This window comes from Caulobacter rhizosphaerae, assembly GCF_010977555.1.
In the GTDB taxonomy this organism is placed as follows: domain Bacteria; phylum Pseudomonadota; class Alphaproteobacteria; order Caulobacterales; family Caulobacteraceae; genus Caulobacter; species Caulobacter rhizosphaerae.
On record NZ_CP048815.1, the window covers coordinates 4747618 to 4760275 of the forward strand.

At 69.9% G+C, this 12658-nt stretch carries 14 protein-coding genes; 5 read left to right on the forward strand and 9 right to left on the reverse strand.

The features are described from left to right. Positions 1 to 185: 185 nt before the first annotated feature. Positions 186 to 1133, forward strand: coding sequence for an IS110 family RNA-guided transposase (locus G3M57_RS21600; RefSeq protein ID WP_163228532.1), 948 nt, complete (start codon positions 186 to 188; stop codon positions 1131 to 1133). Positions 1134 to 1196: 63 nt separating this feature from the next. Here the strand turns inward: G3M57_RS21600 and G3M57_RS21605 are convergent, their stop codons facing one another. From G3M57_RS21605 to G3M57_RS21630, 6 genes are all read right to left on the reverse strand, one after another. Continuing rightward, on the reverse strand, positions 1197 to 1535 hold the full coding sequence (locus tag G3M57_RS21605; RefSeq protein ID WP_056752900.1) for a hypothetical protein: 339 nt from the start codon (positions 1533 to 1535) through the stop codon (positions 1197 to 1199). Positions 1536 to 1632: 97 nt separating this feature from the next. Next, positions 1633 to 1902, reverse strand: a complete 270-nt coding sequence (gene gapR, locus G3M57_RS21610; RefSeq protein WP_018112952.1) for a nucleoid-associated protein GapR — start codon at positions 1900 to 1902, stop codon at positions 1633 to 1635. A 94-nt stretch (positions 1903 to 1996) separates the two neighbouring features. Next, positions 1997 to 2953: an NAD(P)-dependent oxidoreductase gene (locus G3M57_RS21615; protein WP_482764125.1), complete on the reverse strand. Its 957-nt coding sequence runs from the start codon at positions 2951 to 2953 to the stop codon at positions 1997 to 1999. Between the two features lie 54 nt (positions 2954 to 3007). Continuing rightward, positions 3008 to 3625: an HAD-IA family hydrolase gene (locus G3M57_RS21620; RefSeq protein ID WP_056752905.1), complete on the reverse strand. Its 618-nt coding sequence runs from the start codon at positions 3623 to 3625 to the stop codon at positions 3008 to 3010. After that, entirely contained in the window at positions 3625 to 3750 is a 126-nt protein-coding gene (ykgO, locus tag G3M57_RS21625; protein WP_018061125.1) for a type B 50S ribosomal protein L36, read from the reverse strand. The genes G3M57_RS21620 and ykgO overlap by 1 nt, the downstream gene beginning before the upstream one ends. A gap of 162 nt (positions 3751 to 3912) precedes the next feature. Beyond that, positions 3913 to 4308, reverse strand: coding sequence for a hypothetical protein (locus G3M57_RS21630; protein ID WP_163232945.1), 396 nt, complete (start codon positions 4306 to 4308; stop codon positions 3913 to 3915). A 151-nt stretch (positions 4309 to 4459) separates the two neighbouring features. On the opposite strand from G3M57_RS21630, the gene G3M57_RS21635 reads away from it, so the two are divergent. Next, the gene (locus G3M57_RS21635; protein WP_163232947.1) at positions 4460 to 5749 is read left to right on the forward strand and encodes a lytic murein transglycosylase; all 1290 of its coding nucleotides are present in this window, start codon (positions 4460 to 4462) and stop codon (positions 5747 to 5749) included. Here G3M57_RS21635 and G3M57_RS21640 read toward each other — a convergent pair. Continuing rightward, a complete protein-coding gene (locus G3M57_RS21640; RefSeq protein WP_163232949.1) occupies positions 5746 to 6189 on the reverse strand; it encodes a hypothetical protein in 444 nt (147 codons plus the stop codon). The genes G3M57_RS21635 and G3M57_RS21640 overlap by 4 nt on opposite strands. An 85-nt stretch (positions 6190 to 6274) precedes the next feature. Next, on the reverse strand, positions 6275 to 7603 hold the full coding sequence (locus tag G3M57_RS21645; RefSeq protein ID WP_056752917.1) for an MFS transporter: 1329 nt from the start codon (positions 7601 to 7603) through the stop codon (positions 6275 to 6277). 163 nt (positions 7604 to 7766) lie between these two features. On the opposite strand from G3M57_RS21645, the gene motA reads away from it, so the two are divergent. From motA to mnmC, 3 genes are all read left to right on the forward strand, one after another. After that, positions 7767 to 8636, forward strand: a complete 870-nt coding sequence (gene motA / locus G3M57_RS21650; RefSeq protein ID WP_056752920.1) for a flagellar motor stator protein MotA — start codon at positions 7767 to 7769, stop codon at positions 8634 to 8636. A gap of 135 nt (positions 8637 to 8771) precedes the next feature. Then, on the forward strand, positions 8772 to 9092 hold the full coding sequence (locus tag G3M57_RS21655) for a hypothetical protein (RefSeq protein ID WP_056752922.1): 321 nt from the start codon (positions 8772 to 8774) through the stop codon (positions 9090 to 9092). A gap of 86 nt (positions 9093 to 9178) precedes the next feature. Next, positions 9179 to 10975 carry a bifunctional tRNA (5-methylaminomethyl-2-thiouridine)(34)-methyltransferase MnmC2/FAD-dependent 5-carboxymethylaminomethyl-2-thiouridine(34) oxidoreductase MnmC1 gene (gene mnmC, locus G3M57_RS21660; RefSeq protein WP_163232951.1) on the forward strand — a complete coding sequence of 599 codons (1797 nt, stop codon included), beginning with the start codon at positions 9179 to 9181 and terminating at the stop codon, positions 10973 to 10975. Between the two features lie 267 nt (positions 10976 to 11242). On the opposite strand, the gene G3M57_RS27780 is transcribed toward mnmC, so the two are convergent. Then, positions 11243 to 12457 carry an OmpA family protein gene (locus tag G3M57_RS27780; protein ID WP_056752932.1) on the reverse strand — a complete coding sequence of 405 codons (1215 nt, stop codon included), beginning with the start codon at positions 12455 to 12457 and terminating at the stop codon, positions 11243 to 11245. Positions 12458 to 12658 lie beyond the last annotated feature (201 nt).

The following is a 12658-nucleotide window of genomic DNA, read 5'->3' on the forward strand; positions in this document are numbered from 1 at the left end:
GCGGTAAGCTGCTGGTGTCTTCCGGGACGTCCGCCTGGTGTTCTCAGCACCAGGCGGACCGCCGGCGGAGGGACCGATAACCCCTGAGCGTTTTGGCGCTGCGGGTGAGCCTGGTCGCCGCTGGCATATCCATGACCCGGATGGTTGCAGGGACGTATGGGTCCGGAGCCACAAGGATGGGATCGATGGATAGGAACAAGTCTAGCACAACGATCGCCGGGATCGATGTGGGCAAGCGCCAGTTGGATGCGGCCGTGCTCGGCAGGGCCGAGCAGCATCGGGTGGCCAACGACGCAGCGGGCTGGGAAGGGCTGATCGCCTGGCTGGCGGAACGCGGCGTCAGACGCGTGGGGCTGGAGGCGACGGCGGGCTACGAGCGCGGCGTGCGGGCCAGACTTGAGGCGGCGGGGCTGGAGGTGGTGGTGCACCAGCCGCTGGAGGTGAAGCTGTTCGCGCGCCTCAAGCGGCGGCGGGCCAAGACCGACCGGCTGGATGCGGCGCTGATCGCGGCGGCGACGGCGCAGGTGGACACGGTGCGGGCGGCCCAGGACCCGCGCCTGGCCCATCTGGCCGAACGCCTGACGGCCTACGAGCAGATCAGCGACCAGGCCGCCCAGCTGAAGACCTTCATGGAGCATGTGACCCTGCCCGATCTGGCCGCCAGCCTGGGCGAGCAGATCCAGAGCCTGGCGCGGCTGAAGGCCCGGCTGGCGCGCGAGATCCTGGCCGCGCTCAAGGCCTGGCCCGACCTTCTGGCCCGCTGGACGCTGCTGCGGTCTCTGCCAGGTGTCGGGCCGCTGGTGGCCGCCAGCCTGGTGATCCGCATGCCCGAGCTGGGCGCCCTCAAGCGCGGCCAGCCCGCCAGCCTGCTGGGCGTGGCTCCCTTCGACCGCCAGTCGGGCCAATGGAAGGGCCAGAGCTTCATCGGCGGCGGTCGAAGCCGACCTCGCCGCATGCTCTATCTGGCCGCCATCGCCGCCAAGCGCTTCGATGCCGCCTTCAAGATCTTCGCCGATCGCCTCCTGGCCGCCGGCAAACCGCCCAAGGTCGCCATCGTCGCCGTCATGCGAAAACTCGTCGAAGCCGCAAACCTCGTCCTCAAGCGACAGCAGCCCTGGGTTCGCCACGCCTGATCAACATGGTTGCTCACCCGACCTCGCTCCGCGAGGCCCCCCTCTCCCGCAAGGGGAGAGGGATCATTCGTCGCCTTCCACCGCCTCGACCTTCACCCGTCCGCGCCGCCCGAAGCCCTTGCCGCGGGACATCGGCTTGCGCTCGCCCTTGGCCTTGGCGGCGATCTCCTTGAGCTTGATGGTCTGGTTGACCGACATGGCCTGGCCGGCGCCGCCCTTTTCGGGATCGCCGAACGCGCGGCCGTAGGTCTCGATGCGCTGGGCGACCGAGCCCAGGAACTCGCCTTCCCATTCTGACAACTGGATCCCGGCCTTGTCGGCCGTGCGCTGGGCGCGCTTGAGCGCGTTGAGAGCGGCCTTGCGGGCCTGGGCTCTGGGATCGGGCGGCTTCTTGGCGCGCATGGCCGCAGACTAGCGGGCGTCGGCGGCGGGACGCACGCGGAAAAACGGCAGGTTTAACGATCGGGGACGCTCGCATGCGAGCGTCCCCAGCCGGTCATCAGATCTCGCCGATGGCCGACAGGTACAGGTCCAGGATCGCATCCTCTTCCTGGCGCTTGGCGCGGTCGGTCTTGCGCAGGCGGACCACCTTGCGCAGGATCTTGACGTCGAAGCCGTTACCCTTGGCCTCGGCGTAGACTTCCTTGATCTGCTCGGCGATCTCGGTCTTCTCGACTTCCAGGCGCTCGACCCGGTCGATGATGCTCTTCAGCTGGCCCTGGGCGGTGGAGTTGAGCACATCGGCGTGCGGGGCGGCGTCGTCGGCCATGGCAGAGGTCTCGCGAAAAGGCGGGGAAACGGAAGGCGCGGAACCTAATGGCAACGGGCCGCCAGTGGAAGGCCGATTCCCCGCTCTTTTTTCTTCAGCGTCCTTCCACGCGTCCGCGCGAGACTTCAGCCAGGCCGGCCAGGTCGGGCGTTTCGCCCTCGCCCGCCAGCAGCGCCTCGAGCCCGCTCTCGACCAGGTCGGCCAGCGGCAGGGCCAGGCCCTTCTCGTCGCCAGCGGCCTGGGCCAGGCGCACGTCCTTCAGCGCCAGGTCAGCGGCGAAGCCGGGCGGGTGGTAGCGGCCCTCGGCGATCATGGCGCCATAGATCTTGTAGACCGGGGCGGCGAAGATCGTGCTGGTCAGCACGTCCAGCAGATCACCCGCCGGCACGCCATGGGCCGCGCCCAGGGCGGTGGCCTCGCCCATGGCCTCGACGGCGGCGACGATCATCAGGTTGCCCGCGATCTTGACGGCGTTGGCGCGGACGGGATCCTCGCCCATCGGCCAGACCTTGGCGGCCAGGGCCTCCAGCGCGGGCATGGCCGCGGCGACGGCGTCGGCCGTCCCGGCCGCCAGCACGTTCAGCCCGCCCGCCCGCGCCACCGGCGGCCGGCCGAACACCGGCGCGGCCACGTAGCCCAGGCCCAGCGCGGCGTGGCGGTCGGCCAGCTCGCGCGCGAAGGCGGTCGAGATGGTGGCGAGATTGACGTGGACCAGGCCCGGCCGGGCGCGCGGCAGGGCTTCCAGCAGGACATCGCGGATCGCCTGGTCATGGGCCAGGATCGACAGGACGATGTCGGTCTGCAAGGCGTCATCAGGGGCGGCGGCGACCTTGGCGCCCCGGGCCGCCAGTTCGGCGGCGGGGCCGGGCGAGCGGTTCCACACCGTCACGGCATGACCCTTCTCCAGCAGGGTCTCGACCATGGCCTTGCCCATGGCCCCCAGGCCGATGAAACCGATATGCATGGGGCGACTCCAAAAAGGCTCTGCGCGAAGCCGACGCTCCGCTTCATCCTGAGCTTGTCGAAGGACGAGGCGGACGCACCGCGCCAGGCGCCCTCGTCCTTCGACAAGCTCAGGATGAGGGCTACTTAGGCGCCGGCGCGCCTAGAGCAAGCCGTGGCGCTCGACCACCCGCCGCAGGGCCGCCGGATCCGTGAAGTGGTAAGTGTGAAACCCGAGGGCGTCGGCGGCGGCGATATTGGCGGCGCTGTCGTCGACGAACAGCAGGTCGGCCGCTTCCAGGCCCGTGCGTTCCAGTACGATCTCGTAGATCCGCGCCTCGGGCTTGATCACCCGTTCATGGCCCGAGACCACCGTGTCGCGGAAATGCCGGAAGGCTGGGCTCATGGCCCGCACGCCGTCCCAGGTCTCGTGGGACATGTTGGTCAGGCCGAACTGCGGGACGCCGCGCGCGGCCAGGTCCTCGATGATGGATTCGGTCTCGGAGATCGTTCCGGAGAACATTTCGTCCCAGCGGTCCCACCAGGCGGCCAGATGCTCGGCGTGGTGCGGATACTGGGCGCTGCGGGCGGCGATGTTGTCGGCGAAGGTCACGCCGCGGTCCGTCGCCGCGTGCCAGTCCAGGGTCCCGACATGCGAAAGGAACCGGTCGAGATCGGCCGGTTCCTTGAAGATCTTCGCGTAGAGCGTGCGCGGATTCCAGCGCACGATGACGTTGCCGACGTCCCAGAGCAGCGCCCTGGGAGGCCGTGCGGGCGTCATTAGCCTTGCTTGGCTTTGAAGCGCGGGTCGGTCTTGTTGATGATGTAGATGACGCCCTTGCGGCGGACCATCTTGCAGTCGCGGTGACGCGACTTCAGCGACTTCAGCGAGCTACGAACCTTCATGACCGTCTCTATACTCAGCGGAGAGGTTCGCGGCCGCCATGAGGGCGAAAGGAACATCCGGGATGTTTTCGGAGGCGTGCGTATAAGCAGGACAGGCGCGGGAGTCAATGCGGAGCGCGCGCCAAGCCGCACCGATCGCCGATTGACGGGCCGCCCCGGAGGTCACCTGCAGGTCAGGGTCAGCCGGTAGCTGTTCAGCGCGGTGTTCAAGGCCAGGGTCTCGCGCTTCATCGGATACACCTTGCCGTCGACCCTGACGTTCTGGTCCCCCGCCCAGCGGGTTTTACCGCCGTCCATGCTCTCGGCGTAATAGTACAGCACCGGACTGCTCATGCCGGCGACGTGCTGCTTGGTGTCGCCGCCGTTCAGGCCGATCTCAGATAGAGTGGTCCAGTTTCGACGGACATCCTGGTAGCGGGCGACGAAGACGATCGACTTGCCGCATCGGTTTTGGACCGTCAGGCCGGGAATCACCGTCAGGCTGGCGCCGGCCGCGCCCGGGACCAGCAAGCTCAAGGCGATCGCGATCTTCACGGCGGTTCTGGCGGCGATGGGCATGGGTTTCCTGCCGATCCAAATTCCCTTATCGAGAGAATTTAACATATACTCGCGCTAAGCGATATGCATTTCGGACCGCCCGGGCGCAACCTTAACCGCTCTGTCGCCCTTGTGATTGCAGCCCCGTCACGAACCCCGGTAGCCTGCCCTCATGGATAGACGCGTTTTCCTCGTTCTGCTGCTGGCCGGTTGCGCCGACACCTCGACCAATGCGCCGCTGGCCCCGTCGGTCGCCCCGCCCCCGCCGCCGCGCGTGCCGCCCCCCGCCCCCGCCGCCCCCAGCGCCGACCCGGCCGCCTCCGGCCAAGCCGTCGGCTTCGACGCCTGGCTGGCCGCCTTCAAGCAGAAGGCCCTGGCCGCTGGCCTGCCCCAGCAACTTCTGGACCGCGAGTTGGACGGGGTGACGCCCGATCCCAAGGTGATCTCGCTGGACGGCCGGCAGCCGGAGTTCTCCAAGCCGGTCGGCGACTACATCAAGGGCGTGATCAGCGACGACCGGGTGGCGGTCGGCCGCGACAAGCGCCAGAGCCTGACCTTCCTGCCGGCCATCGAGGCCCGCTACGGCGTGCCGCGCGACATCCTGCTGGCCGTCTGGGCCATGGAATCGGCGTTCGGCAAGATCCAGGGCAATTTCGACGTCGTGCGCTCGATGGCCAGCCTGGCCGCCGACGGCCGACGCCGCAACTGGGCCGAGGGCGAACTGATCGCCGCCCTGAAGATCATCGCCTCGGGCGAGGACACCCGCGCCCAGCTCAAGGGCTCGTGGGCCGGGGCCATGGGCCAGACCCAGTTCCTGCCGTCCAACTACCTGTCGACCGCCGTCGACTTCGACGGTGACGGCCGGCGCGACATCTGGGGCAGCGACAGCGACAGCCTGGCCTCGGCCGCCAACCTGCTGAAGAAGGGCGGCTGGAAGCCCGGCGTAGGCTGGGCCAAGGAAGTAATCCTGCCGGCCGGCTTCGACTACGGCCTGGCCGAGGGGCCGCGCGAGGTTCCGTCGTGGTGGGAGGCCAAGGGCGTCAAGCGGGCCGACGGCCTGCCCTGGACGGCGGCCGACGCCGCCTCACCCGCCGGCCTGATCCTGCCCGCCGGTTGGTCGGGACCCGCCTTCCTGGCCCTGCCCAACCACTTCGCGATCCGCACCTACAACAACTCCACGTCCTACGCTCTGGGCATCGGCCTGCTGGCCGACCGGTTCGCCGGAGGCGGGCCGCTGGTCGCCGCCTGGCCGGTCGAGACGCCGCTGAGCCTGGCCGACCGCATGGCCGCCCAGATCGCTCTTGGTCGTTTGGGCTTTGACCCTGGCCCGGCCGACGGCGTGGTCGGGGCCGGCACCCGCAAGGCCCTGCGCGCCTGGCAGGCCGACCGCAAGCTGCCCGCCGACGGCTACCTGTCGTCCGACATGGTCGCCCGGCTGAAGGCCCAGGCCGGGATCAGCTAGCGGACGGTGATGTCCACCGCGATCCGGCGGACCGCGCCATCGGGGCTGGAGCCCTGCAGCACCATCCGGTCGTGACCGGTATAGCCCGCGGCGGCGGTGTAGAAGGCCTGGTGGCCCGGCACCTTGCGGTCGTTGCAGGCCGAGCGCGGATTGGCCGGCGGGAAGGCCACGTAATAGGGTTCGTCCTTGACCACCGCCGCGCCATGGGCCGGCTGTTCCAGGATGGTCAGGGTGGCGTCCGGCGTCTGGGCCGAGCAGTCGGGGTTGATGGCGGCGTTGGCCCAGACCCGGACCGGCGTGCTGCCGACCACGGCCTTGTCCACGTGCAACCTTTGATAACCGGAAGCCGGCAGATGCGGCTGGGCTGATGCGCCGGCGGCGACGGCGACGGCGACGGCCAAGCCCGCCGTGCAGGCCAGGATGAATAGCTTGGAACCCACGGTCGATCTCCCTGAAGCGACACCTCGCGGAGGCTGCGCGCCGTTCGTTGCGCGACTGTTTCAGGCTTGGAACAGGCGGGGGCCCTCAGTGCGGGCCCGTGGCGTCGATCGAACTGGCGTCCACCACCTGCGCCTCGTCACGGGCTTCGCGGGGAGCCGAGGCGTCGCCGACCCGGCGCATGACGGGATCGATCAGGGCGTAGGCTACTAGGCCGGCCAGCAAAGCCATGTTCATCAGATAGGGCGACGGATGGGCCCACTTGTAGAGCGCCACGCCCAGCACCGGGGCGATGATCACCGAGGCGCCGTTGATGGCGCTGATCGCCCCGGCCACCGCCCCCTGCTCCTCGTGTCCCACCGACAGCGAGGCGCCGGCCGTGAAGCCGGGCCGGGCGAAGCCGTAGCCCAGGCTGCACAGGGCGAAGCCGACCACCAGGGTATGGTAGTCGGGCGAGAAGGCGACGATCAGGTTGCCCAGGGCCGCGCAGCCCGCGCCCAGCCACAGCAATTGGCGCGGCGCCAGCCGCAACATGCGGATCAGGCCCCATTGGGCCAGCAGGCTGGCCACGGCGCCGGCCATCATCGCCACCCCGGCGAAGGCCGCCGCCTTGGCCGGCGTAATGTTCAGCTTGTCGATGACCATGAAGCCCAGGGTCTGCTGGTTCACCGTCTGGGCGCTGGCCAGCAGGAAGCCGTAGAGGACGAAGGGCATGATCCGCCGGTCGTTCCAGCGCACCCGGGCCCGGGGCTTGGCCGACACGCCGGCCTCGCGGTCCGGGATCTCCTCGGGACGTTCGGGCAGGCCGCGCAAGACCAGCACCAGCACCACGCCGGCGATCAGCGCGAACGAGAACATCGGTCCCGACAGGGCCAGCAGCGGGAAGACCAGGAACGGCGCGACGGCGGGCCCCAGGATCGTGCCCAGGCCGCTGGCCGAGGCCATGGTGGCCAGGGCGTTGGTGCGGTCGGCCGGCGCCGTGCGGTCGGCGACATAGGCCTGGGCCGCGGGGTTGGAGGCGCTGCCGACCAGGCCGAAGATCCCCCGCGACAGGGCCGCCCCGGCGAACACCGCCAGCGGCGCCATCAGGCCCTTCAGTCCCATCAGGATGAAGAAGCCGAAGCCTAGCATCGACACCGCGAAGCCCGCCATGCCCAGGATCACCATCGGCTTGCGGCCGCGCTTGTCGGACATCCGCGCCCAGACCGGCGACATCACGCCCCACAGCAAGGCCGACAGCGAGAAGATCGAGCTGATCAGTACGTCGGGAATGCCCACCTGGCGGCCGATGGCCGGCAGCACCGTCTGCAGGGCGGTGTTGCCGGCGGCGCTGGACAGCAGAACGGCGAACAGGATGGCGAAGGCCCGGCCCTTGGCCTTGTCGTCCAGGCGGACATCCGGGCTGGCGGCGCTCATGCTTCCCCTCCGACGCGCGTGGCTGGTTGGTCCGGCCTATGGCGTCAAACACCTGTTAGGCGGGTGCGGCGAATGGCGCAACAGCGCCGCAAACCCCCGCTCACCTTGGATTAAGCATTAACGGCGATGATCACGGCGCAAGTTACCCGGGGCCTTCCACGTCATGTTCCAGATCATCGGCATTGTCCTGCTGTTCGGCCTCGTGTTCGGCAGCTTCATCATGTCGGGCGGCAAGATGGACGTGATCATCGAAGCCGCGCCGCACGAGTTGATGTGCATTCTGGGCGCGGGCATCGCCTCGTTCCTGATCTCGAACTCGATGACCGTCATCAAGGCCACCGGCGGCGGCTTCGGCAAGATCTTCAAGGGTCCCAAGTGGAAGACCTCGGACTATCGCGACCTGTTGAGCCTGCTATTCCTGCTGACCAAGACGATGAAGTCCAAGGGCGTCATCGCCCTGGAAAGCCACATCGAAAAGCCCAACGACAGCTCGATCTTCCAGCGCTATCCGAAGATCACCAAGGACCACTTCGCCGTCGACTTCATCTGCGACACCCTGCGGATGATGACCATGAACCTGGAAGATCCCCACCAGGTCGAGGATGCGATGGAGAAGCAGCTGGAAAAGCACCATCACGAAGGCCTGGCCCCGGCCCACGCCCTGCAGAGCCTGGCCGACGCCCTGCCCGCCCTGGGCATCGTCGCCGCCGTGCTGGGCGTCATCAAGACCATGGGCTCGATCACCGAGCCGCCGGCCGTGCTGGGCGCGATGATCGGCGGCGCCCTGGTGGGCACCTTCCTCGGCGTGTTCCTGGCCTATGGCCTGGTCGCCCCGTTCGCCACCCGCCTGACCGCCGTGGTCGACGAGGAAGGCGCGTTCTACAAGATCATCCAGTCGGTCCTGGTCGCCCACCTGCACGGCAACGCCGCCCAGATCAGCGTCGAGATCGGCCGCGGCAACGTGCCGAGCGAGGCCCAGCCCAGCTTCCTGGAGCTGGAAGAAGCCCTGCAGGCGATCCCGAACGAGGCCTGACGCGCCCGATCACGGGACGATCACGGATCCGTGAACAATTGTCTTGCCCCTGCCATGGAACTGATGTTCTGTGACCGGGCGACACGGCCCAGCCGGGCCGTCGTCGCCAGACAAGCAGTCGCAAGGGAAGTCCCTATGACCACCAAGATTCTCCGCTCGATCCTGATCGCCGGCATGGCCGTCTCGGCCTTGTCGCTGGCCGCGTGCGGCAAGAAGGCCGACGAGTCGGCCGACGCCTCGACGAAGGCCGCTCAGGACGCCGCCGCCTCGGCCAGCACGGCCACGGACGCGGCTTCGAACGCCGCCGTCGCCGCCGCCGACGCCAACAAGGCGGCCGCCGACGCCGCCGCCGCGCCGGCCGCCCAGGACGCGACGACCGCCGCCGAAGCGCCCGGCACGGCCCCCGCTCCGGCCGCCACGACGCCCGAAAAGAAGGCCGAGCCGGCCGCTCACTAGAAGCCGGTTCGCCTCACCGCGATCGGAAGGGCCGTCCGCGAGGGCGGCCCTTCTTTTATGGGCGCTCGCGGCCCTATAAGCGGCGGATGAGCGATCCCGCCGCCCCTTCTCCCGCCTCGCCGCCCGCCTCGCCCCTCGTCTGGCGCGACGACGGCCTGCCGCAGTCGGCGCTCTATGGCGACGTCTACTTCTCCAGCGCCGACGGCCTGGCCGAGACCCGCGCGGTGTTCCTGGCCGGTTGTGATCTCCCTGCCGCCTGGCGGGGCCGCGACCGCTTCGTGGTCGGCGAGCTGGGGTTCGGCACGGGCCTGAACATCGCCGCCCTGCTGGACCTGTGGCGGCGCGAACGGGCGGAAGGCCAGCGCCTGCACGTCTTTTCCATCGAGGCCCACCCGATCACCCGCGACGAGGCGGCCCGCGCCCTGGCGGTCTGGCCCGAGCTGGGCGAGGCGGCCGGCCTGCTGCTCGACCATTGGCCGGGCCGGGCGCGCGGCTTTCACCGCGTCGACCTGCCCGGCTTCGACGCCACCCTCGACCTGGCGGTGATGGACGTCGAGGAGGCCCTGGCCGCCTGGGACGGCGCGGCCGACGCCTGGTTCCTGGACGGCTTCTCGCCAGCCTTGAACCCGGCCATGTGGCGCGAAGAGGTCCTGGCCGCCGTGGCCGCCCGCAGCGCCCCGGGCGCGCGCGCCGCCACCTTCACCGTCGCCGGCGCCGTGCGGCGCGGCCTGGCCGCCGCCGGCTTCCAGGTCGACAAGCGCCCGGGATTTGGCCGGAAGAAGGAGCGGCTGGAGGCGGTGACGCCCGGCCAGCCGCGCGTCGCGCCGCGTCCACGCCGCCTGGCGGTGATCGGCGGCGGGATCGCGGGCGCCGCGATGGCCCGCGCCGCACGGGCCGAGGGCCTAGAGGTCACGGTGTTCGACGACGGCGAGGCGCCCGCCTCGGGCAACCCCGCCGCCCTGGTCACCCCGGCTCTAGACGCGGGCGGCGGTCCGCGCGCCGCCTTGGCCGCCCAAGCCTTCGCCCGCGCCGTCACCGTCTATGCCAGCCTGCCCGAGGCGGTGATCGCGCGCGGCGTGCTGAAGCTGGCGGTCGCCCCGCGCGACCCCGAGCGCCACGCCGCCGTCGCGGTCCAAGACCTGTTCGAGCCGGGCGTCATGGTCCTGCGCGACGCGGACGATGTCGCCGCCCAGCTGGGCGAACCCGTCGCCGCCGGCGTCCTGGACATGGCCGACGCCCTGGTGGTGGAACCCGCCCGCGTGATCCAGGCCTGGCGGGGTCCGGCCACCCCCGCGCGGGTCGCCCGGGTGGCGCGCGAGGATGAGGTCTGGCGGCTGTACGGTCCGGACGACCGCCTGCTGGCCGAGGCGGACGCCGTGGTGCTGGCCGGCGGCGCGGGCCAGGCCCGGCTGTGGCCCGCCGCCCCGATCCGCCCCGTGCGCGGCCAGGCGACCTGGACCGATCAACCCGCCCCTTCCGCCGCCGCCTTCGGGGCCTATGCGGTTCCCACCCGCGACGGCGTGCTGTTCGGGGCCACCCACGATCGCGGCGACCTCGGGACCGACGTCCGCGAGGCGGACGACCGCCGCAACCTGCAGGCCCTGGCCAAGGGGCTCCCCGGCCTGGCCGCCCGCTTGTCCGACGCGCCGCTGCGGGGCCGCGCCGCCGTGCGCGCCACGACGGCCGACCACCTGCCGCTGGCCGGCGCGGTCCCGGACGCACCCGACGGCCTGTTCGTCCTGGGCGGCCTGGGCGGGCGCGGTTTCTGCCTGGCGCCCCTTTTGGCCGAACACTTGGCGGCGCGGATCCTCGACGTCCCGTCCCCCCTGCCGAACGCCCTTTCGGACCTGCTGGAGCCCGCGCGATTTTCATCGCGCGCCTAAACCTGGAGCGGTATGATCAGGCCCACGGGAGAAGGCCGGGGCGCCTCGCCGGTGGACGTTCGCCACGAGAGCCGACGCCGCAGAATGTCGGCCTGACCGGGGCCCGACGCCCTCTCGGGCTTCCGGATGATGGCGCTCCCGATACCGTCGGGGGCGTCTTTCTTTTTGAGGGTGATCGCCCCGCGCCGCCCCCATTGCACCTGGAGCGGAATGGACAAAGGGCCCGGCGTGCCGCCGGGCCCTCCATCTTCGTCGTGATCGCGATCTTTAGAAGTTGATCGAGATCGTGGAACGGCGGTTCAGCGGTTCCTTCACGCCATCGCCGGTGGCGACGGCCGGTTCGCTTTCGCCCTTCCAGTCCACCGCCAGGGTGGTGGCTTGGACGCCAGCGCCGACCAGAGCGTCGGCCACGGCCTTGGCGCGGCGCTCGGAGAGCTTGGCGTTGTACTTCGGAGAGCCCGAGGTGTCGGTGTGGCCGACCACGGTGATCTTCGTCGCATTGCCGCCCTTGGCGTAGTCAGCCGCTTGCGAGACCACGGACTGGGCTTCCGGCGTCAGCACGTACTGATCGAACGGGAAGTAGACCACGAACTCACGCGCCTCGTATGCCGGAGCCGCTGGCGGCGGGGGCGGCGGGGGCGGGGGTTCCGGCGGCGGGGGCGGCGGAGGCGGCGGGGGCGGCGGCGGCGGCGGGGGCGGCGGCGAGCCGAAGGTGTAGCGAACGCCCAGCGTCAGCGAGGTGTCCTTGTACTTGCCTTCGTAGGTGCCGACGTCGGTCACCGCGCCGAAGTGACCCGGGCCGCCGACATTGGTCGTCACCGAACCCCACTGCAGGTCGTCGGTCTGCAGATAGCGGCCGGTCAGGTCCAGCGACCAGTTCGGCGCGAAGTCCCAGGCGATGCCCAGGATGCCCTGATAGGCCAGGGCTTGGTCGACGTCGTCGAAGCTGGTGTTCTGGAACTGGGCGGCGCCGGCCGGAACGCCCGACAGCTGGCCGTAGACCTTGTTGTGGACCCAGGCCGTACCGACGCCGGCGCCGATGAACGGACGCCAGCTGGAATCGGGCATGAAGTCATAGATGACGTTGGCCATCAGGGTCGTGGCCTTCAGGTCGCCGTTCGGCTTGCCGCAGGCCGGGGCCGCGGCGGTGCGCTCGACGCCGGCGGTGCAGAGGCCGATCGGCTGGGGATCAGCAGCCGAACCACGGACGCTTTCGATGTCGCCCGAGCGATAGCCGTATTCAGCCTCGACACGCCAGTTCGGGGTCAGCTTGTAGCCGAGACGGCCAAAGGCGGCCCAGTCGTCCTTGGCGGAGAACGTCCAGTCCGAAGCCCCTGTGGACGACGAAGCCTTGACGCCGTCGGTCGTATGGTACCCGACGTCGCCGGCGACGTACCATCCGCTCAATGCGCTTTGGGCGGAGGCGCCTGACGCGGCGCAGAGCGCAAGCGTCGCGACACCAGCCAGCAACCGGATTTTCATGGTGTAACCCTCTACGTGAATGTCTTGAGGTCGGTCTGGGAGCGACCTCAGCACGACAAACGCGCCAGTCGTAAAATCAGGTGTGGCCAAGGCGCCACATTTCGACCATTTCGTCGGAAAAACGACGCAACGGCCAGGAACCGGAGAACCGGATCTTTGGCGCACCCCATCGAGACGTTGCGTCGTGAGGCGCCAGCATGG